Origin of the sequence: Bradyrhizobium sp. UFLA03-84, assembly GCF_002289535.1 — a bacterium.
Classification (GTDB): domain Bacteria; phylum Pseudomonadota; class Alphaproteobacteria; order Rhizobiales; family Xanthobacteraceae; genus Bradyrhizobium; species Bradyrhizobium viridifuturi.
The window spans coordinates 314,403-333,352 of sequence record NZ_NSJY01000016.1 but is presented as its reverse complement, the minus strand read 5'-3'; the positions used below and the strand labels follow the sequence as shown (position 1 = coordinate 333,352).

Here is an 18,950-nt window from a genome sequence, read left to right as displayed (position 1 = left end):
CCACAGGGTTGTGTTGTTGGATCGAGCTGCGGCCCCAGCGTCGCGCAACGACGAACAGCGGTGGTTATGGGTCCCGGCCTTCGCCGGGACGACACTGGTTTTATCGCGCGCATATTACGCACTCACCGCAGTCTCGCCTGACGGAATATTTCCGCGCTTGCCAACGCCGCTACGTCGGTTCAGAAAAACGCTGGAGCGAAAAACGCCAGCGGAGAGCGATTTGACCATCAAGGGCAAGGCCTACATTGCCGGGATCTACGAACATCCCACCCGGCATGCACCCGATAAATCAACAGCGCAGCTACATGCCGAGGTCGCCAAGGGCGCGATCGAGGACGCCGGACTCACCAAGGACGATATCGACGGCTATTTCTGCGCCGGCGATGCGCCGGGCGGGCTGTGGCCGATGGTCGACTATCTCGGCCTCAACACCAAGAAGCTGCGTCACGTCGACTCCACCGAGACCGGCGGCTGTTCCTATCTGATCCATCTCGGTCACGCCGCCGAGGCGATTGCCGCGGGCAAGTGCTCGGTCGCGCTGGTCACGCTGGCGGGCAAGCCGCGTACCGGCCCGATGCCGCCGCGCGCCTCCGGCGCCGAGGCCGATTTCGAATTGGCTTACGGGGCTACCACGCACAATGCCTATGGCATGTGTGCCATGCGCCATATGCACGACTACGGCACCACCTCTGAGCAGCTCGCCTGGATCAAGGTCGCGGCCTCGCATCACGCGCAATACAATCCGCATGCGATGCTGAAGGAGGTCGTCACCGTCGAGGACGTGCTGAACTCGCCGATGATCTCGGATCCGCTGCATCGGATGGATTGCTGCGTGGTCACCGACGGCGGCGGCGCGATGATCGTCACGACGCCGGAGATCGCCAAGAGCCTGAAGAAGCCGCTGGTGCGCCTGATCGGCCACGGCGAGGCGATGAAGGGGCCGCGCGGCGGCAAGGATCTCGATCTGACCTATTCTGCCGGCGTGTGGTCCGGCCCGCGCGCGTTCGAGGAGGCCGGCGTGACGCCGAAGGACATCAAATACGCCTCGATCTATGACAGCTTCACCATCACGGTGCTGATGCAGCTCGAGGACCTCGGCTTCTGCAAGAAGGGCGAGGGCGGCAAGTTCGTCGCCGACGGCAACCTGATCTCGGGCGTCGGCAAGCTGCCGTTCAACACCGACGGCGGCGGCCTCTGCAGCAACCATCCCGTCAATCGCGGCGGCATGACCAAGATCCTCGAGGCCGTCCGCCAGCTGCGTGGCGAGGCGCATCCGAAGGTGCAGGTGAAGAACTGCGACATCGCAATCGCCCACGGCACCGGTGGTCTGCTCGGCGTTCGCCACGCCGCCTCAACCTGCATTCTGGAGCGTGCGTGATGTCTGAAGCCAAGAAGTACAATGCCCCGGTGACCAATCCGGAGACCGCGCCGTTCTGGGAAGCGGCGAAGGCGGGCAAGTTCATGATCAAGCGCTGCACCACCTGCGGCGAGGCGCATTACTTCCCGCGCGCGATCTGCCCGTTCTGCTTCTCCGACAAGACGGTGTGGGAAGAGTCGAGCGGTGAGGCCACGGTCTACACCTACAGCCTGATGCGCAAGTCGCCGACCGGTCCGTATGCGATCGCCTATGTGACGCTGAACGAAGGTCCGTCGCTGCAGACCAACATCGTCGATTGCGATCTGGAGACGGTGAAGATCGGCCAGAAGGTCAAGGTGGTGTGGAAGCCGACCGACGGCGCCCCGCTGCCGTTCTTCACGCCGGCCTAAGAAGTACCTTCCCCCCTTGCGGGGGAAGGTGGCAGCCGAAGGCTGCCGGAAGAGGGGTGTCTGTCCACGGGAAAGCTGCATCTGCGGAGGCAACCCCTCTCCCAAACGAGTTTGCGTTTGAAGCCGGCGCGACCCTCTCCCGCAGGGGGAGAGGGCGCAGCAACGAGCACCGCGGCGAAGAAAGAACAGTTCGGGGAGAAACAACAATGCCAATCGTGTACGAACAGCTGATGGCTCTGAAGAATCTGGGCCAGAAATACAGCTACGCCGACCGCGACGTGATGCTCTACGCCTACGGCATCGGGCTCGGTGCCGATCCGATGGACGAAAAGGAGCTGGCCTTCGTCAACGAGGGCGTGCTGACGCCGCGGCCGCTCAAGGTGGTGCCGACGTTTGCGTCGGTCGCGGCCTGGGGCGCCGGTCCCGGTGAGATGAACCTCAACCGCGTGATGGTGGTCGACGGCGAGCGCGACATCACCTTCCACAAGCCGCTCGCCACTGCCGCCCACATCACGGCCGACTCGACCGTGCTCGATGTGTTCGACAAGGGCAAGGACAAGGGCGCGGTGATCCGCCACCAGACCGTGCTCAGGGATGAGAAGGGCGACAAGCTTGCAACGCTCGTCGCCTCGCGCTTCGCCCGCGGCGATGGCGGCTTCGGTGGCCCGTCCGACGGCCAGCCCGAGCCGCACAAGGTTCCGGAGCGTGCGCCGGACAAGGTGGTCGACATCACCACGCGGCCCGATCAGGCGCTGATCTATAGGCTCTGCGGCGACCGCAACCCGCTGCATTCCGATCCGGAGTTCGCCAAGAAGGCCGGCTTCCCGCGGCCGATCCTGCACGGCATGTGCACCTACGGCATCACTTGCCGCGGCGTGCTGCAGACCTATGCCGACTATGACCCTGCAGCCTTCAAGCAGCACGCCGCGCGATTCTCCTCGCCGGTGTTTCCCGGCGAGACCGTGACGATGGAGCTGTGGAAGGACGGCAACGTGGTGTCGTTCGAGGCCAAGGTGAAGTCGCGCGGCGTTACCGTGATCAAGAGCGGCAAGACGGTGCTGGGTTAGCGTCCTGCGACGGCCGTCGGCTCCCTCGCCCCGCGCTTGCGGGGAGAGGTGAAGAAGAAACAACAACGGAGAAACAACCATGGGATTACTCGACGGCAAGGTGGCGCTGATCACGGGCGCGGGCGGCGGACTGGGTGAGGCCTACGCAAAGCTGTTTGCGCGCGAGGGCGCGGCTGTCGTGGTCAACGATCTCGGCGGCCCGCGTGACGGCTCGGGCTCCGACAAGTCGATGGCCGACAAGGTGGTCGACGCGATCAAGGCCGAGGGCGGCCGTGCCGTCGCCAACGGCGCCGACATCTCGACGATGGCCGGCGGCCAGTCGGTGTTCGACGATGCCATCAAGCATTTCGGCCGCGCCGACATTCTGGTCAACAACGCCGGCATCCTGCTCGACGAGACCTTCCACAAGGCCAAGGAAGCCAACTGGGACAGGGTGATGAAGGTGCATCTCAAAGGCACCTTCTGCTGCACCCAGCCGGTGTTCAAATGGATGCGCGACAATGGCGGCGGCGTCATCGTCAACACGTCATCGACCTCGGGCCTGATCGGCAATTTCGGCCAGACCAATTACGGCGCGGCCAAGGGCGGCATCTGGGGCCTGTCCAACGTGCTGGCGATCGAGGGCCGCAAGTACAACATCCGGATCTGGACCCTGGCGCCGGGTGCACTGACCCGCATGACCGCGGACCTGCCCCGCTACAAGGAGAACCCGGGTGCGGCGCTGGGGCCTGACGGCATCGCGCCGGCGGTGCTCTACATGGTCAGCGATTTGTCGGGCGACCAGACCGGCAAGGTGCTCGGCGTCTCGGGCCCGCGCGGCGTCCGCGAGATGCGGATGATGGAAATGGAAGGCTGGAAGCCGCCCTTTACCGGCTGGAAGGCCGAGGACATCGCCACCCACGCCAAGGAGATCTTCTTCTCCGAGGAGCAGATCAAGATGGGCGCGCGGCGGTTCTGACACCATGCTATAGGGGCCGGGGCGGCGCCGGATGGCCCGCCCCGATACCCAATGAGGACCCCACTATGAAACTCACCGCCCAGGCCGCCGGAACCTTTGCGATAGCGCCGACCCCGTTCCACGATGACGGCCGCATCGACGAGGCATCGATCGACCGGCTGACCGATTTCTACACCGAGGTCGGCTGCGACGGCGTCACGGTGCTCGGCATCCTGGGCGAGGCGCCGAAGCTCGATGCCGCCGAGGCGGAGCAGGTCGCGCTGCGGTTCGTCAAGCGCGCCAAGAAGCTGCAGGTGATCGTCGGCGTCTCGGCGCCGGGCTTTGCCACGATGCGCTCGCTGGCGAAGAAGTCGATGGATGCGGGCGCCGCCGGCGTCATGATCGCGCCGCCGCCGCATCTGCGCACCGACGACCAGATAACAGGCTATTTCAAGCAGGCTCAGGAAGCGATCGGCGATGATATTCCCTGGGTGCTGCAGGACTATCCGCTGACGCTCACCGTCGTGTTCACGCCCGCCGTAATCCGTAAGATCGTGATGGATTCGCCATCCTGCGTGATGCTCAAGCATGAGGACTGGCCGGGCTTGGAGAAGATTTCGACCTTGCGCAACTTCCAGAAGGACGGTTCGCTGCGGCCGCTGTCGATCCTGGTCGGCAATGGCGGCCTGTTCCTCGATTTCGAGATGGAGCGCGGCGCCGACGGCGCGATGACGGGTTATGCATTCCCTGAACTGCTGATCGACGTCGTCAACCTGTCGAAGGCCGGCAAGCGCGATGCCGCGCACGATCTGTTCGACGCGCATCTGCCGCTGATCCGCTACGAGCAGCAGCCCGGCGTCGGCCTCACCGTGCGCAAATATGTGCTGCAGAAGCGCGGCATCATCTCCTCCAGCGCCCAGCGCAAGCCCGGCGCCGTCATCACGTCGCAGGCGCGGGCGGAAGTCGACTATCTGCTCTCCCGCGTGGCGCGCGTTGACCGTCGCGCCAATCTGCAACCGCAATCCAGTGCAGCAGGCTAATAATGACCGAGATCGTTGCCCCGCGCCTTGCCTCGACAGTGCTGCTGCTCCGTGACGGCGGCAGCAGCGAAATCGAGGTCTTCATGATGGTCCGCCATCACCAGATCGAGTTCAACTCGGGCGCGCTGGTGTTTCCGGGCGGCAGCGTCGACAAGAACGACAAGGAGATCGCCGCCGATCCCGCGCTCTATTCGGGCAGGGAGGGGCTCGACGGCGACGCGCTGGGTTTCCGCATCGCGGCGATCCGCGAGACGTTCGAAGAGAGTGGCATCCTGCTGGCGCGGCCGCAGGGCTCGAAGGATCTGGTCGACGCCAAGCGCGCGAACGAGATCGCGGACGCGCATCGCGCGGCGCTGAACGAAGGCAAGATCAGCTTCCTCCAGGTGCTGTCAGACAACGGCATGGTGCTCGCACTCGACGAGCTCGTGCCCTACGCGCACTGGATCACGCCGGAGGGCATGCCGAAGCGCTTCGACACCTGGTTCTTCCTGGCCGCGGCGCCGCCCGAGCAGCTCGGCGCGCATGACGGCAAGGAATCGACCGACTCGATCTGGGTATCGACGCGCGAGGCACTCGAGGGCGGCGAGACCGGCCGCTTCAAGCTGCCGTTCCCGACCACCCGCAATTTGATCCGGCTCGGCAAGCAGCCGAATGTCGGCGACGCGCTTAGCGACGCCAGAAAAATGTCGATCGTGACCGTGACCCCCGTCATGACCAAGACCGCCACCGGCCGCCAGCTCCGTATCCCCAAGGAAGCGGGCTACGACGGCGAGGTATTCGACGTCGGCGCGATGGGCTGATGCCGCTCGCGTCAGCGCCGCAAAACTTCGGCGAGTATCGAAGTATCACCACCGGAAGCTCGCTATAACCACGTCGGTCACCGCGCCGGGCCAATTGCCCGGCGCAAAAGGAGCCGACGTGCAAGCAACTTTCGAAGCGTCAATATCCTACGAAATCCATCTGACGTTGTCCGGCAGTGACGACAGCTTGCTGCTGCGGCACTGGCCGGGCGAGGGCGATCCCGTGCTCTACGTTCACGGCGCGACGTTTCCCTCGTCGCTGTCGGTCGGCTATCGCTTCGGCGGGCGGTCCTGGGCGGACGATCTCAGGGCCGCTGGTCTCGACGTCTGGGCGTTCGATTTCATCGGCTTCGGCGGCTCGAGCAGGCCGCGGCAGATGTCCTTGTCCGCAAGCGGGATCGCGCCGCTCGGCCGTGCGCCGGAAGCCGCCGCTCAGGTCGGTGCGGTCGTCGATCACATCCGCCGCGCACGCGCCGGCGCGCCGGTCCACATCGTCGCGCATTCATGGGGCACGATCGCTACCGGCCTGTTTGCCGGCCATCGTCCGGACGCGGTCGGCCGCCTCGTGCTGTTCGGGCCGATCGTGCAGCGGGAGCTGCAAGGGCTGCCGCCGCCTGACAGCATCGGCGCATGGCGCGAGGTCACGATCGCGGATCAACTGATGCGATTTGTCGAGGATGTCCCGCCGTCGCATCCGCCGGTTCTGATCGAGCCAGACCTCGCCGCGTGGGGGCCGGCCTATCTCGCCACCGACGCCGGCGCGGCCGGACGCAACCCGCCGGCGGTCCGGATTCCAAACGGACCGCAGGCCGACATCATCGCCGCGCTGTCGGGCAAGCTCCCCTACGACCCGCGCCGCGTCCTCGCCCCGACGCTGATCGTGCGGGGCGAATGGGACAATCTCTGTCAGGATGCCGACGCCGCCTGGCTGACACATGCGTTGGGTGCCACGGAGAAGGCCGACGTGGTCGTGCCGAGGGCAACGCATCTGATGCACCTTGAGCACGGGCGGGAAGGCCTGTTTGCTGCGACCGCCGGTTGGCTTGCAAGGAGCGCGTCGTGAGCGGCCCCGCGACCGGCGATGCGCGCCAGCCCAATATGAGCATCGAGCTGGCTCTGCTGCTGGCGCTCGCCACCCTCTGGGGCGGCTCCTACACATTCATCAAGCTCGGCGTCGCAACCATCCCGCCGATCACGCTGATCGCGGCGCGCACCGCGATCGCGGGCCTGCTGCTCGTCGTCATCATGCGGATGCGCGGGGTGACGATGCCGACCGACGGGGCGACCTGGCGGCGCTTCGTCTTCCAGGCCTGCCTCAACAGCGTGATCCCGTGGACACTGATCGCCTGGGGCGAGCGCTTCGTCGATGCCGGGCTCGCCACCATCCTCAATTCGGCTTCGCCGATCTTCACCTTCCTGTTCACCGCCGCGATTACCCGCCACGAGGCGGCGAGCCCGCGCAAGCTGGTCGGGGTGATATCAGGGATGGCCGGCATCTGCCTGATCGTCGGCGTCGATGCCTTCCGCGATCTCGGGCAGGGCATCGTGTCCGAGGTCGCGATCGTCGCTGCCACCATCTGCTACGCCTGTGCCGCGATCTTCAGCCGCGGCTTCAAGGGGCTCGATCCGATGGCGCCGGCGGCGGGCTCGCTGCTCGCGGGCGCCGCGATCCTGATCCCGCTCAGCCTCGCCGTCGAACGGCCCTGGACGCTGACGCCGTCGACCAGCTCGCTCGCCGCCTTGCTGGCGCTTGCAGTGTTCTCGACCGCGATCGCCTTCGTGATCTACTTCCGCCTGATCCAGACCCTCGGTTCGGTCGGCACCACCGCGCAGGCCTATCTGCGGGTGCCGATCGGGGTTGCGCTCAGCGTCGCATTCCTTGGCGAGCGGTTGAGCCCGACGGCGTGGCTCGGGCTCGCCTGCGTGGTGATCGGCGTTGCCGCGATGACGATCCCGGCACGAAAGACCGCGACGGCGTGAGGTCATCGCCGCGATGACGGCTCCGGATCGCCACGGGTCGGGCGATCTGGCCAGGGTCAGGGTGATGGAGGAGGCCGGTGTCCCGGCGGACCGGGCGCCGGGCTACCTGTATGGGCTGCCTGTGCCGGAATCGGTCAGGGGCGCGGCTGCCGGGGTGATGCCGGTCACACCGGCCGGACCCTTCAGCATGTTTCCCCAAGGCCCGTAATTTCCCGTATATTGGGGTGCATTGGACCCCGGCCTTGATGACATGACCGCTGAATTGCCGCCGAATTCGCAAGCGCCGCGTGCGTTCTCCCTCTCGATTGGCCAACTCACGTTCGGCAGCTTCCTGCTGGTTCTGGCTGTGATCATCATCACGTCGACGGCCAGCGTGATCGCGATTCGGCACATCGACGCGACCTTTGCCGAGCTGCAGCGGCTGCAAAGCGTCGGCGATATCGCCGAGGATATCGACCGTCGCACCAATGAACTGCGGCTGGCGGCGAGGGACTTCGTCACCGAGCCCGGCAACCAGTCGGCCCAGGTGGCGCAGGCTGCCCAGTCACTGAGCGAGATCCTGAAAAAGACCCGGATCGAGCTGGCGCCCGAGCAGCAGGACATGATCGACGGCGTCACCCAGCGGCTGGCGACCTATCGCAGCGGGATCGAGCGCATCTCGGCGCTGCTCAGCCGGCGCGCCGAGATCGTCGCCGGACTGCCGCCGCTGCGCGACGCGTTCGACAAAGCGGTCGCCGAGAGCAACGACGCCACGCTTGCGAACACGCTGTCACAGATCCAGAGCCGAATCGCCACCGCGCTCTTGGCGCACAACACGTCGGCCGCCGAGCAGGCCGCGCAAAGCATGCAGGCGATGACGATCGCCGATCCGAGCCTGCGCAGCGCGGTCGACAATTATGCCGAGGCGATCAGCGCGATCTCGGTGCGCGAGGGCCAGATCGCCGACATCGACCGGGAGGTGCTCGGCGCCGAGGGCCGCCTGATTCAGAAGGTCACCGAACTGTTGCGCGAGCTCAGCTCCCGCCGCGGCCACGTGCTGTCGCGCGATTTTGCGCGGACGTTGGCTGAGGCGAAATGGCAGAGCATCGTGCTCGGCACCGCGGGCGTGCTGATCGGCCTGTTCGCGTCGGTGCTGGTGGTGCGCCGCACCGTCCGTCCGCTGGCCAGGATCGCGGGATCGATCCGCAAGGTCGCGGGCGGCGAGAAGAGCGCGTTCATCCCCGGCGCCGACCTCGACAACGAGATCGGCGACATCGCGCGCGCCGCCGAGGTGTTCCGCCAGACCCTGGTCGACGCGGACAGCGCGCGCGAGGCCGCGCTGCGCGCGCTCGCCGAGCAGCGGCTGGCCGAGGAGAGCTACCACAAGCTGTTCGAGGCATCCGTCGACGGCATCTACGTCACGACGCCGGGCGGCACGCTGCTCAACGCCAATCCGGCGCTGGCGCGCATGATGGGCTATGCCACGCCGCAGGATCTGATCAATGGCATCGGCGACATCGCCTCCACCGTCTATGTCGATCCGGCGGCGCGGGAGCAGTACCAGCAGTTGATGCTGCGCGACGGCACAGTGCGTGACTACGAGTACCAGGTGCGCTCGCGGGACGGCACCGTACTGTGGCTGTCGGATTCCGCGACCGTTGTGCGCAACGACGAAGGTGAGGTGGTCCGCTACGAGGGCACGGTGCGCGATATCACCGACCAGAAGCGCGCCGAAGATGCCGTTGCCGAAGGCCGTCGCATGTTGCAGATGGTGATCGACACGGTGCCCGCCGTCATCAACGTCAAGGAGCGCAATCTGCGCTATGTGCTGATGAACCGCTACATGGCGGGCATCTTCGGCGTCGAGCCGCAGGACGCGATCGGCCGGACCACCGCCGAGCTGATGCAGCGCTATGGCGCCGCCAAGACCGACGAGAACGACAAGCGCGTGCTGTCGGTGCGGCGCGAGCTCGGCTTCTATGAGGAAGAGTACAAGGACGCAGCCGGCAACATGCGGCAATGGCTGGTCAACAAGCTGCCGATCCTCGATGCGCAGGGCGACATCGAGAACATCGTGACAGTGGCGCTCGACATCGGCGATCGCAAACGGTCGGAGCAGGAGATGCGCAAGGCGAGGGATTCCGCCGAGGCCGCGCTGCGCAATCTGCGGGAAACCCAGAACTCGCTGATCGAGGCAGAGAAGCTCGCCGCACTCGGCCGCCTGGTGGCCGGCGTCGCCCACGAGGTCAACAATCCCGTCGGCATCAGCCTCACCGTCGCTTCCGCGCTGGAGCGCAAGACCGCGAATTTCGGCGCCCAGGTCGAGCGCGGCGATCTGCGCCGCTCCAGCCTGAACGATTTCCTGAACACGGCGCGGGACGCCTCCTCGCAGCTCGTCGCCAATCTGAACCGCGCCGCGGAGCTGATCCAGTCGTTCAAGCAGGTCGCCGCCGACCGCAACTATTCCGACCAGCGCACCTTCGATCTCGGCGATCTCACCGAGCAGGTGGTGATGAGCCTGCGGCCCGGCCTGCGCAAGCACAATCTGATGCTCAACGTCGATTGCGAGCCGAACCTCATCATGAATTCCTATCCGGGACCGTACGGCCAGGTGCTGACCAATTTGTTCCTCAATGCGGTCGCGCATGCGTTCCCGGACGGCAAGGCCGGCGAGGTCGAGATCCAGGTCCACGCCTCCGGCAACGACTATGTCGAGGTGATCTTCGCCGACAATGGCTGCGGCATGAGCCTCGACGTTCGCCGCCGCGCCTTCGATCCGTTCTTCACGACGCGGCGCGACCAGGGCGGCACCGGGCTCGGGCTGCACATCGTCTACAGCATCGTCACCACGCGCCTCGGCGGCCGGCTCTCGCTGGATTCCGCACCGGGCAACGGCACGCGCATCCAGATGATCCTGCCGCGCGTCGCGCCGCTGGAGCAGGCCGCGGAGTAGTGAAGTCACGCTGCCCAACCCGTCATCCTTCGAGGCTCGCCGGAGAGGCTCGCGCCTCAGGATGACGGGTTGGGCAGTGGATGCGGGACCGTGGAGGCGCGCGCGACAATCCATATTCGATTGGCATCGATCAATGCCCGAACGGCATTGGACCGTGTGCGACAACGCACCTACGGCTCGCTCAGCCGACCCTGGGATCAACGGGCGGTCTGAGCAGGGGAGGAAGACATGATTTCACGGCGCAATCTGGTAGCCGGCATTGGCGCAGGCGTGGCGAGTGCTGCGGCCGGCCGTGCCATGGCGCAGTCGTTCCCGTTCAAGCCCAATCAGCGCTATCCGGATCCGGCCGTTGAAATCCTCGACCCGAGCTTTGCCAAGTATCGGCTCTACAGCTCTACGCTGGAGCAGGTCGCGACCGGCCTGCGCTGGGCGGAAGGGCCCGCCTATTTCCCCGATGGCGGCTATCTCCTGTTCAGCGACATCCCCAACAACCGCATCATGAAGTACAGCGAGAAGGACGGCAGTCTCACCGTCTTCCGCAGCCCCGCCAATTTCGCCAACGGCAACACCCGCGACCGCCAGGGCCGGCTCGTGACCTGCGAGCACTCGGTGACGCGGCGGATCACGCGGACCGAGGAGAACGGCAAGATCACAGTGCTGGCCGACAGTTTCGAGGGCAAGCGCCTCAATGCGCCGAACGACATCGTGGTGAAGTCCGACGACACGATCTGGTTCACCGATCCGGTGTTCGGCATCGCCGGCGAGTGGGAGGGCTTCAAGGCCAAGCGCGAGCAGGACAACACCAACGTGTTCCGGATCGGCACCAACGGCAAGCTGACGGCCGTCATCACCGATCTGGTCAATCCGAACGGGCTCGCGTTCTCGCCGGACGAGAAGAAGCTCTACGTGGTCGAGTGGAAGGGCACGCCGAACCGCAGCATCTGGAGTTACGACGTCAACGCCGACGGCACTGTCGGCAACAAGAGCAAGCTGATCGACGCCGCCGACCAGGGATCGCTCGACGGCTTCCGCGTCGATCGCGACGGCAATCTGTGGTGCGGCTGGGGCAGCAACGGCGCCCTGCAGTCGGAGCCGACGGATGTCAACGGCCGCAAGGTCTATCAGCTCAAGGGCAGGCCCGAGGATCTCGACGGCGTGATGGTGTTCAGCCCGCAGGGCAAGCCGCTCGGCTTCATCCGCCTGCCGGAGCGCTGCGAGAACCTGACTTTCGGCGGGCCGAAGAACAACCGCCTGTACATGGCGTCATGCCATTCGATCTACGCGCTCTACGTCGACGCGCACGGCGCGACGTGAGGGATAGGGAAAGCAGCTACAGTCGCGCACGATCCCCGTCATCCCCGCGCAAAGGCTTTGCCTTTGTCGCTGGGATGACAGGTCAGAAAACTCCCAAACCGCTAATTGATATCCGCGAGCTTGTGCAGGGTGGCGCTGAAGATCAGGCTCGCCTTGCCGACCAGCGCGGTTCCGCTCATGGTGCCGCGGGTGTCGGTGAAGGTGCCGGAGACGCCGATACCGACCGGCGCGGGCCCGCCGAACAGCGGGTTGTCGGTGTCGCGTGGCGTGGTGTGGCGTTGCACCAGGACCTCGCCCTTGAACGCGTCACCCTTCACCGTGTAGCTGCCGGTGTAATAGAGATAGGCATCGCCGCCGAGAATTTGCCCGTCGCGGAAGAGAATCACTCCGCTGCCCTTGCCGACGCGTCCGTCAAGCAGGGTGACGTGGATTGAATACAGCCCGTTCTTCATAACGTCCCATGGTCCGGCTGCCGCGCCCGCAGCAATCCGGATTGGTTTTTTATGCCAAAGCGAGCAACCTCGTGCAATGCGGCAGGTTGATTCCGGGGGGTGTCCGGAGTGACCGTGAACCCTCGGTTCCTGCCAGTCGGTGTGACGGCGCGATGACAGCGGACCGTGCGCGCGAATCGAACTGGCCCGCGAAATGCATAGCTCTGGTTGCACTGGCCGGTGAGTGCTGGAGCAACATACATGACAGACAGGTTGGAAGCTGGCGGCCGCTTGGCAGGCCGGAATGACGATCCCGGAACCTTGGTTGGCCGTCGCCGCGGCCGGATGAAAGTGTTTCTGCCGCTTGGTCTGGTCGCGCTTGTATCGGTCACCGCTGCGCAGCTTGCGCTGGCGCGCGATCCAGACGGCCGCTACGCCAATTCGCCGCTGAAGGAATGGTTCGACGGTCTGCGCAGCGGCAAGGGGCCGTGCTGCTCGGATGCCGACGGCAGTGCGGTCAGCGATGTCGATTGGGAATCGAAAGACGGGCACTATCGCGTGCGCCTCGACGGGACGTGGATCGACGTGCCCGACGAGGCGGTGGTCACCGAACCCAACCGGGCCGGCCGCGCGATGGTCTGGCCGATCAAGAGCTACATGGGCGTGACGATCCGCTGCTTCATGCCTGGCAGCATGACGTAGCGCGGCAGTCGTCGCTCACGCGTACTTCTTGTCGCGCTCGAGCAGCTCGATCGAGATGCCCTGCGGGCCGCGGATGAAGCAGATCCGCACGCCCGGGCGGATCGTGGTCGGCTCCTTGGTGAACTCGACCCCCTTGGCTCTGATCTCGGCTGCTGCCGCGTCGATGTCCTTCACGGTCAGCCCGAAATGATCGAGCCCCTGATAGGGCGTCACCGGCGGAGCGTGGACGCCGTCGCCTTGTGTCACTTCCGCGATGAAGACCTTGGCGCCGCCGAGCTGGACGTCGATGCGGCCGGGACCGCGGATGATCTCGCCGCCGAGAATGTCGCGCAGCCAGGTCGCGGTGGCCTCGGGATCGGGACTGCGCAGATGGACGTGGTCCCAGGTGACGACGACGGGCATTGCGATCTCCTTGTTGTTCTCGCGCGCCGCGGTGCGCGGCACCCGCGTTCGGGCGGCGCAATCTAGCGATCGGCCGGCTTCGATGCCATCCCGTGCTGCGCGTCGCAAGATTGTCGTCCCGGAATGAAACCATTTCGGCCGACTGCGATTGTTCTTGCGTGGCCGCTCGACCTGCGGCCGTCCTGCATGCCGTATGCGGCGATGGGGCGGCACGGTCGGGCGTCGAGGGTGAGGGCACGACGATGCGGATCGGCTTGGCGTCGTTTCGAAAGGTTGCCGCCGGACGTCTCGGAGACGGCGGCTTCTACGCCAGCCTGCTGCTGTCGTTGATCGCAATCGCCGGGATCGCCGCCTGGTTCATGCTCCCCGAGCCGAGCGACGCCGGAGATCAGGATACCTGGCCGGTCCCATCGGCCGCCATCCGCACCGCGCAGGATGTGCCGACCGGGGCGCAGCCCGCCCAGGCCGCAAGGGAAGCGCTTGCCGCACCGGCCGATGAGCCGGCCACGGTCGGCGTCGCCACCGCCCAGCAGCCGGCCGAGGAGGCCAGACAGGCCGGCTCGGGCGCCGAACGATCGCCGCTGGACCGGGTGCGGATCGCCTCGCAATCGTGGCGCCGCGGCGGGCTGGGATCCAAGGTGCTGGTCACCCTGACGCTGCGCAACGCCAATGATTTTGCGGTCAAGGACATCGAGATCGCCTGCGCCTTCATCCGCCGCGACGGCAGCCCGATGACCGAGCGCAAGCGCCTGATTCCGGACACCATCGCCATGAAGAGCCGCAAGACCTATTCGCAGATGCTCATCGGCTTCGTAAACGTTAACGCAAACAAGGCGAAATGCTCTGTCGTGACCGCCAGCCGCGCCTGAAACCTGCATCTCGAAAAAGTGAGCGGGAATTGACTTGCCGGGTGAACCGTAACGGCCAGGCAGGAACTAACTAATAAGCCGACCGTTAGAGAACGACCCGGAAGCGCGGGATGGCGTCTGTCCGGGTGATCGTGCGCAGACGATGAATTCGCCCGCGCGATGACTGTTGTCGTCGCGCAGAGATGAACCGCGCCGGTGGCGCGGGGGGAGCTACCAAGATGCCTGTGGCGCGTTATTTCCTGTTCGTTGGTGGCGTGCTGCTCGCGCTGCTCTTCGTCGTCAACGCTATCGTGCCGCAGGAGGCGGTGGTTCCTGGCCAAAGCCAGACCATCTCATCGCCGGGCGTCGACAAGACCATGGTCCGGATCAGGTCGACCCAGAAACTGCCGGAGCGGGTGGTCTATGATACCAACCTGCCGACCATCGTTCCGGCGCAGGTCAACGCGGTTGCCGCGGCGACCCCGGCGGCCGCCAGCGATGCCTCGGCGCAGGCCCGCGTTCGTGACACCTTCGCCCAGTTCATTCCGCCGGAGAAGGCTGACGCGCGCAAGGGCGCGATCGTGGCCGACGCCAAGCCGGCCGACCAGCCGCTGCAGGCCCAGCCGCAGGCACCGAAAAAGCACAAGGTTGCGCGTTACCATGCGCATCCCCAGCAGCCGATGCGGCTGGCCCAGCCCGGCATGTATCAGCCCTACCGGGTCGCACAGCAGCAGCCGCGCATGGGCTTCTTCGGCGGTTTCGGCACCTGGTAGGCAGGGTCGCGCCGTAGCCGGCAACCGATACGCCGCCGCAGATGCTTGCGGCGGCATTTTCATGTCCGCGAGATCGGGCGGCAACCGGACGCAGACGGCCGTCCGGGCCGTTCACGCCGGTTAGCGCGGCAGGCGCGGAATCTTGTCGGCGAAGCCGTTGTAGCAGGTCAGCCGTTCGTCCTCTTCCTTCACGAACCGGCATTCGTTGACGCCCTTGGCGGGGGCGGCCTTCGGCTTGGGCTGCGGCTTGAAGATCTCGTCGTAGCACATCAGCCGCTCCTTGGTGGCGTCGTCGATGTCCTGACAGGCCTGGAGCTTCTGCGCGACCGATTGCGGCTTGCCGGGCGCTGCGGCCTTTTCGCCCTTCTTGGCCGCCGACTTCTTGCCGACCTGGACCAGCGGCTTGTCGCCGACCATCGGCTGCGAGGTCGCCGCCGGCTTGTCGGCGGGGGCCGGGGCCGGAGTGGTGCCTTGGGCAAGCGCGGCAGCCGGGCAGAGGAGCGCCAGCGCGAGGATGATATGTCTCATGTTGAAAATGTCCGAAATGGCGTGATGACCGGAAGGATGGCGCCGGGGATCGGAAAAGCCCGGCAAGTGCCGAGGCTTATCGCAAGTTCTGCCCGAATCCTACCCCCAGAGATGACCCGCCCGGCACCGATCCACCGGCAAAAGAAGGTCAGTTCGTCGCCGGTCCGACTGCAAACGAAGCGTGATTTGCCTTTGCCAGGCCGGGCGGCTATCACGGCGCCATCTGCGCGACTGGCGCTTGGATGGACCACCATCGGGGAGCGCAGAGACTGAACGCCGCGCGCCTGGGCACCGCTTCGAACGGAGGTGCCATGACGGCGAACATTCTTGATGGGCATGCACATGCCCAAATTGTCATCGACAAGGTTGCGAGTGAACTCCACCGGCTGCCTCGCGCGCCGGGACTTGCGGTCGTGCTGGTTGGCTGTGACCCGGCGAGCCAGATCTATGTGCAGAGCAAGGTCAGGATGGCCGAGCGGCTCGGCCTGCGCGGCGAGGTCGAACGCCTGCCGGACGATGCCGGTGAGGCCGACCTGCTTGCCAGGATCGCGGCGCTCAATGCCCGCAACGATGTCGACGGCATCCTGATCCAGTTGCCGTTGCCGGCGCATATCGACGCCCTGCGGGTGATGGCCGCGGTCGATCCAGCCAAGGATGTCGACGGCCTGCATGCCCTCAACGCCGGCCGGCTGTTTCACGGCGACGATGCGCTGGTGCCGTGCACGCCGCTCGGTTGTCTCAGGCTGATCAAGTCGATCCGGCCGGATCTCACCGGTGCGCATGCCGTGGTGATCGGCAGCTCCAACATCGTCGGCAAGCCGATGGCCGCGCTGCTGCTGCAGGAGCACGCGACGGTGACGCAGACCCACATCCACACCCGCGGCATCAGCAGCATCTGCCGGCAGGCCGACATCCTGGTCAGCGCGGTGGGCAAGGCTGGCCTCGTGCGCGGCGACTGGATCAAGCCGCAGGCGATCGTGATCGACGTCGGCACCACGCGCGTCGCGAAGCCGGACGGCGGCTACGCGGTATGCGGCGACGTCTCGTTCGACGAGGCGGTGCAGGTCGCGGGCGCGATCACGCCGGTGCCGCGCGGCGTCGGGCCGATGACGATCGCCTGCCTGATGGAGAACACCGTGAAAGCCGCCAAGGCGAGGACGGCCCGGCTGCAATAGCGCAGAACGCTGAGGGCTAGGCGCGAGCGGCGGAGGTCGCTCGCGCCCGTGCGCGAAGATCATGACCTCGGAGGTAATGGAAAGCCCGCAGCGTTCGGCTATCGTCATGCGACAGACGGAGGCGCGCGATGCTCTATGCAGAAGATCTCACCGAGGGCCAGACATTCAAGCTCGGGACCTACACAATCGGCGAGGCGGAGATTCTGGAGTTCGCCGGGAAGTATGATCCGGTGCCGATCCATACCGATCCCGTGGCCGCTGCGGTGGGCCCGTTCGGCGGCCTGATCGCAAGCGGTTTCAACACCATCGCGATCTATCAGCGGCTCGTCGTGGAGGCGATCTGGAGCAAGGTAGCGGGCATCGTGGGGCGGAGCTTCGAGATCCGCCTGCCGGCTCCGGTCCGCCCGGGCGCCACGCTGACGGGCCAATCCCAGATCCAGAGGATCACGATCAGGCCGGAGCGGCGCGACGCGGTCGTGATCTTCAAGACCGAGCTCGTCAATGACGAGCAGCGTCCCGTGCTCGTCCTCGTGCTCGATGCGCTGATCCACATGCGCCCCGTGGAGCAGGCGCGGACATAGGCTCAGCGCGGACCGTTGGTCGTCGATCTGGTCCTAGCGCAATGCCGCGGCTAGTATGGCGGGCCTGCGGCGGAACTGCAGCGCATCAATGACGTCGTCCTTGATAAGGCCGCGCAGCAAGTTCGCCGATGTGGTGCAGGGCGGATGGTGCCGACGTGAAACGCAGCAAGCAGACGCGTGGCGGGATCGAGGCCAAGCAGCGCAAGGCCGATGAGTGGCGTCACACGCTGGCGCAACGCGCGGCCGAGCGCCAGCGCCTGCGTGACTACAAGATTGCGCTGGCGCGAGACGAGGTTCCGGTGGTGACCAGCCAGCTCGCGCCCTCGAACAGCTATTCGATTCCGGATTTCGTCGAACGCGGAACCTATCGGCCGGAGCCTTTCGTCTGCAAGGATTGCGGCGTTGCCGAGGTCTGGACGCCGCTACAGCAGAAATGGTGGTACGAGACCGCGAAGGGCGACGTGTTCACCAAGGCCGTGCGCTGTCGCGCCTGTCGCACCAGGCAGCGCGTGCGCAAGTCCGCTGCGCGCCGCGTGCATCTGGAAGGGCTCGCCAGGAAGAAGCCTTCCGCCTCATCATGAGCGGGCGCGCGTGGCGTCACGCCGCTACTTCACACAGCGATGGATGTGGAACCCCGCGCGCGGGCGGTCAATGCGTCGCGCGTGCGGAACGTTTCGTTGCCTGATCGGTTCGAGACCTTGAAGCCCCCGGCGAGGGGTGCGGGCGGGGAGGAACCAGCCAAGGAAAACCTGTCAAGGACGACGGCCGGAACCAACGACAAGGAGCAGCGGATGAAGCTTAATTCCACGCAAGTCAAACAGACCATGACGCAACTGAACGCCCAGGTGCTTCCGGACGATCATCCGGCGGTGGCGCAACTGAACAGCGTGTTTGGCGAGCACACATTCTTCGTCGACACCAGCGGACTGAAGGTCCTCGAACCCGCGCAGAGCTCCGACATGCCGGGACAGACCGGCGAGGTGGTGAGCCTTGCCGAATGGAGCGATCCGGAGCTGACCTCGCTGCGGCCGCACGAGCCCGAGCCGACCGGCGTGCTCATCACACTTGAACCCAGCAAACACTAAGTGAGACAACGATCGACGATCGGCCCTCTTGATGGCGACAGTCTCCAACGTCACCTCAAGAGGTGCCGAAAGTCACATGGCAAATCAGCTCCGCCTGCGTATGCATCGTTCGAGATGGGTATCCAGGCGGTGAGGGGCAGATGGGAATCGTGCGGCGCTGGAGCTCTGACGAGGACGAGAAGCTCAGAGAACTCGCCAGGGCCGGCAAGAACGCTCTCGAGATCAGCAACGAACTGACCCGCAGCGCTTCGGCGGTGCGGCGGCGCGCCGAGGTCCTGTCGGTCCTCATCATGGCCAAGGCATTTCGCGCGCGCCCGTCGCATGTCGCCACCCATCTCGAAAGAGTAGCGATCGACGCGATTCGAAACCGCCGCTCGTTTCCTGCGGGCGTCGGCCCGAGCACCATTGCCGGAATGATCGACAAGGGCTGGATCGTCCCGGAGCTGGGGCGGCGCTATCGCGTCACCGATGCCGGCGTGGAGGCGGTGCGGGCCAAGATCCCGAGTGGGTGAAGGCAGCGCGGCAACGGTTCGTGACAGCGGAACTATTTGAGGCCAATTGCAAGATTTTGCGCCCGAGACGGATGTC

21 protein-coding genes and 1 riboswitch are annotated in these 18,950 nt (G+C 65.8%); of the genes, 18 read left to right on the top strand and 3 right to left on the bottom strand.

Annotated elements, in window-relative coordinates; all coding sequences use genetic code 11:
* Positions 1 to 220: 220 nt before the first annotated feature.
* The 10 genes from CK489_RS31590 to CK489_RS31540 all read left to right on the top strand — a co-directional run bounded on the left by CK489_RS31590 (position 221) and on the right by CK489_RS31540 (position 11,837).
* Positions 221 to 1,378, top strand: a complete 1,158-nt coding sequence (locus CK489_RS31590) for a thiolase family protein (protein WP_095735063.1) — start codon at positions 221 to 223, stop codon at positions 1,376 to 1,378.
* Positions 1,378 to 1,767: a Zn-ribbon domain-containing OB-fold protein gene (locus CK489_RS31585; protein ID WP_095735062.1), complete on the top strand. Its 390-nt coding sequence runs from the start codon at positions 1,378 to 1,380 to the stop codon at positions 1,765 to 1,767. Before CK489_RS31590 ends, CK489_RS31585 begins: the two co-directional genes overlap by 1 nt.
* A gap of 206 nt (positions 1,768 to 1,973) precedes the next feature.
* Complete coding sequence (locus CK489_RS31580) at positions 1,974 to 2,834, top strand: MaoC family dehydratase (RefSeq protein WP_095735061.1); 861 nt, start codon at positions 1,974 to 1,976, stop codon at positions 2,832 to 2,834.
* Between the two features lie 79 nt (positions 2,835 to 2,913).
* The gene (locus CK489_RS31575) at positions 2,914 to 3,792 is read left to right on the top strand and encodes an SDR family oxidoreductase (protein ID WP_021080621.1); all 879 of its coding nucleotides are present in this window, start codon (positions 2,914 to 2,916) and stop codon (positions 3,790 to 3,792) included.
* 65 nt (positions 3,793 to 3,857) lie between these two features.
* The gene (locus CK489_RS31570) at positions 3,858 to 4,811 is read left to right on the top strand and encodes a dihydrodipicolinate synthase family protein (RefSeq protein ID WP_095735060.1); all 954 of its coding nucleotides are present in this window, start codon (positions 3,858 to 3,860) and stop codon (positions 4,809 to 4,811) included.
* A gap of 2 nt (positions 4,812 to 4,813) precedes the next feature.
* Complete coding sequence (locus CK489_RS31565; RefSeq protein WP_095735059.1) at positions 4,814 to 5,611, top strand: NUDIX hydrolase; 798 nt, start codon at positions 4,814 to 4,816, stop codon at positions 5,609 to 5,611.
* Between the two features lie 118 nt (positions 5,612 to 5,729).
* Complete coding sequence (locus tag CK489_RS31560; protein WP_158226524.1) at positions 5,730 to 6,674, top strand: alpha/beta hydrolase; 945 nt, start codon at positions 5,730 to 5,732, stop codon at positions 6,672 to 6,674.
* A 35-nt stretch (positions 6,675 to 6,709) separates the two neighbouring features.
* Positions 6,710 to 7,591: a DMT family transporter gene (locus tag CK489_RS31555; RefSeq protein WP_095735206.1), complete on the top strand. Its 882-nt coding sequence runs from the start codon at positions 6,710 to 6,712 to the stop codon at positions 7,589 to 7,591.
* Between the two features lie 250 nt (positions 7,592 to 7,841).
* The gene (locus CK489_RS31545) at positions 7,842 to 10,523 is read left to right on the top strand and encodes a PAS domain S-box protein (protein ID WP_050625789.1); all 2,682 of its coding nucleotides are present in this window, start codon (positions 7,842 to 7,844) and stop codon (positions 10,521 to 10,523) included.
* Positions 10,524 to 10,751: 228 nt separating this feature from the next.
* Positions 10,752 to 11,837 (top strand): SMP-30/gluconolactonase/LRE family protein, encoded by a 1,086-nt coding sequence (locus tag CK489_RS31540; protein WP_095735056.1) that lies wholly within the window; start codon positions 10,752 to 10,754, stop codon positions 11,835 to 11,837.
* A gap of 101 nt (positions 11,838 to 11,938) precedes the next feature.
* Here the strand turns inward: CK489_RS31540 and CK489_RS31535 are convergent, their stop codons facing one another.
* Complete coding sequence (locus CK489_RS31535) at positions 11,939 to 12,289, bottom strand: GrlR family regulatory protein (protein ID WP_029081700.1); 351 nt, start codon at positions 12,287 to 12,289, stop codon at positions 11,939 to 11,941.
* Positions 12,290 to 12,613: 324 nt separating this feature from the next.
* On the opposite strand from CK489_RS31535, the gene CK489_RS31530 reads away from it, so the two are divergent.
* Positions 12,614 to 12,970, top strand: a complete 357-nt coding sequence (locus CK489_RS31530; RefSeq protein ID WP_245350573.1) for a hypothetical protein — start codon at positions 12,614 to 12,616, stop codon at positions 12,968 to 12,970.
* A gap of 15 nt (positions 12,971 to 12,985) precedes the next feature.
* On the opposite strand, the gene CK489_RS31525 is transcribed toward CK489_RS31530, so the two are convergent.
* Positions 12,986 to 13,372: a VOC family protein gene (locus CK489_RS31525; RefSeq protein ID WP_095735204.1), complete on the bottom strand. Its 387-nt coding sequence runs from the start codon at positions 13,370 to 13,372 to the stop codon at positions 12,986 to 12,988.
* A 92-nt stretch (positions 13,373 to 13,464) separates the two neighbouring features.
* On the opposite strand from CK489_RS31525, the gene CK489_RS31520 reads away from it, so the two are divergent.
* The gene (locus CK489_RS31520) at positions 13,465 to 14,241 is read left to right on the top strand and encodes a hypothetical protein (protein WP_143278272.1); all 777 of its coding nucleotides are present in this window, start codon (positions 13,465 to 13,467) and stop codon (positions 14,239 to 14,241) included.
* Between the two features lie 218 nt (positions 14,242 to 14,459).
* Positions 14,460 to 14,993 (top strand): hypothetical protein, encoded by a 534-nt coding sequence (locus tag CK489_RS31515; protein ID WP_050625792.1) that lies wholly within the window; start codon positions 14,460 to 14,462, stop codon positions 14,991 to 14,993.
* A gap of 120 nt (positions 14,994 to 15,113) precedes the next feature.
* On the opposite strand, the gene CK489_RS31510 is transcribed toward CK489_RS31515, so the two are convergent.
* Positions 15,114 to 15,521 (bottom strand): hypothetical protein, encoded by a 408-nt coding sequence (locus tag CK489_RS31510; RefSeq protein ID WP_050625793.1) that lies wholly within the window; start codon positions 15,519 to 15,521, stop codon positions 15,114 to 15,116.
* Between the two features lie 217 nt (positions 15,522 to 15,738).
* Positions 15,739 to 15,818: riboswitch (ZMP/ZTP riboswitch) on the top strand.
* Positions 15,819 to 15,832: 14 nt separating this feature from the next.
* On the opposite strand from CK489_RS31510, the gene CK489_RS31505 reads away from it, so the two are divergent.
* The 5 genes from CK489_RS31505 (at position 15,833) to CK489_RS31485 (ending at position 18,874) form a co-directional block, all read left to right on the top strand.
* Positions 15,833 to 16,696 carry a bifunctional 5,10-methylenetetrahydrofolate dehydrogenase/5,10-methenyltetrahydrofolate cyclohydrolase gene (locus CK489_RS31505; protein ID WP_050625852.1) on the top strand — a complete coding sequence of 288 codons (864 nt, stop codon included), beginning with the start codon at positions 15,833 to 15,835 and terminating at the stop codon, positions 16,694 to 16,696.
* Positions 16,697 to 16,824: 128 nt separating this feature from the next.
* Positions 16,825 to 17,277: a MaoC/PaaZ C-terminal domain-containing protein gene (locus CK489_RS31500; protein WP_050625794.1), complete on the top strand. Its 453-nt coding sequence runs from the start codon at positions 16,825 to 16,827 to the stop codon at positions 17,275 to 17,277.
* Between the two features lie 155 nt (positions 17,278 to 17,432).
* Positions 17,433 to 17,858, top strand: a complete 426-nt coding sequence (locus CK489_RS31495; protein ID WP_198961070.1) for a zinc-ribbon domain containing protein — start codon at positions 17,433 to 17,435, stop codon at positions 17,856 to 17,858.
* Between the two features lie 210 nt (positions 17,859 to 18,068).
* A complete protein-coding gene (locus tag CK489_RS31490; RefSeq protein ID WP_095735203.1) occupies positions 18,069 to 18,362 on the top strand; it encodes a hypothetical protein in 294 nt (97 codons plus the stop codon).
* 140 nt (positions 18,363 to 18,502) lie between these two features.
* Entirely contained in the window at positions 18,503 to 18,874 is a 372-nt protein-coding gene (locus CK489_RS31485; protein WP_050625796.1) for an SANT/Myb-like DNA-binding domain-containing protein, read from the top strand.
* The last annotated feature ends 76 nt before the right edge of the window (positions 18,875 to 18,950 follow it).

What these genes read in the sequence shown, in the direction of transcription:
- CK489_RS31505 (WP_050625852.1), top strand. Translation starts at nt 15,833, where the DNA reads ATGACGGCGAACATTCTTGATGGGCATGCACATGCCCAAATTGTCATC.
- CK489_RS31575 (WP_021080621.1), top strand. Translation starts at nt 2,914, where the DNA reads ATGGGATTACTCGACGGCAAGGTGGCGCTGATCACGGGCGCGGGCGGC.
- CK489_RS31490 (WP_095735203.1), top strand. Translation starts at nt 18,069, where the DNA reads ATGAAGCTTAATTCCACGCAAGTCAAACAGACCATGACGCAACTGAAC.
- CK489_RS31485 (WP_050625796.1), top strand. Translation starts at nt 18,503, where the DNA reads ATGGGAATCGTGCGGCGCTGGAGCTCTGACGAGGACGAGAAGCTCAGA.
- CK489_RS31515 (WP_050625792.1), top strand. Translation starts at nt 14,460, where the DNA reads ATGCCTGTGGCGCGTTATTTCCTGTTCGTTGGTGGCGTGCTGCTCGCG.
- CK489_RS31565 (WP_095735059.1), top strand. Translation starts at nt 4,814, where the DNA reads ATGACCGAGATCGTTGCCCCGCGCCTTGCCTCGACAGTGCTGCTGCTC.
- CK489_RS31540 (WP_095735056.1), top strand. Translation starts at nt 10,752, where the DNA reads ATGATTTCACGGCGCAATCTGGTAGCCGGCATTGGCGCAGGCGTGGCG.
- CK489_RS31555 (WP_095735206.1), top strand. Translation starts at nt 6,710, where the DNA reads ATGAGCATCGAGCTGGCTCTGCTGCTGGCGCTCGCCACCCTCTGGGGC.
- CK489_RS31545 (WP_050625789.1), top strand. Translation starts at nt 7,842, where the DNA reads ATGACCGCTGAATTGCCGCCGAATTCGCAAGCGCCGCGTGCGTTCTCC.
- CK489_RS31580 (WP_095735061.1), top strand. Translation starts at nt 1,974, where the DNA reads ATGCCAATCGTGTACGAACAGCTGATGGCTCTGAAGAATCTGGGCCAG.
- CK489_RS31525 (WP_095735204.1), bottom strand. Translation starts at nt 13,372, where the DNA reads ATGCCCGTCGTCGTCACCTGGGACCACGTCCATCTGCGCAGTCCCGAT.
- CK489_RS31570 (WP_095735060.1), top strand. Translation starts at nt 3,858, where the DNA reads ATGAAACTCACCGCCCAGGCCGCCGGAACCTTTGCGATAGCGCCGACC.
- CK489_RS31510 (WP_050625793.1), bottom strand. Translation starts at nt 15,521, where the DNA reads ATGAGACATATCATCCTCGCGCTGGCGCTCCTCTGCCCGGCTGCCGCG.
- CK489_RS31585 (WP_095735062.1), top strand. Translation starts at nt 1,378, where the DNA reads ATGTCTGAAGCCAAGAAGTACAATGCCCCGGTGACCAATCCGGAGACC.
- CK489_RS31500 (WP_050625794.1), top strand. Translation starts at nt 16,825, where the DNA reads ATGCTCTATGCAGAAGATCTCACCGAGGGCCAGACATTCAAGCTCGGG.
- CK489_RS31530 (WP_245350573.1), top strand. Translation starts at nt 12,614, where the DNA reads ATGAAAGTGTTTCTGCCGCTTGGTCTGGTCGCGCTTGTATCGGTCACC.
- CK489_RS31535 (WP_029081700.1), bottom strand. Translation starts at nt 12,289, where the DNA reads ATGAAGAACGGGCTGTATTCAATCCACGTCACCCTGCTTGACGGACGC.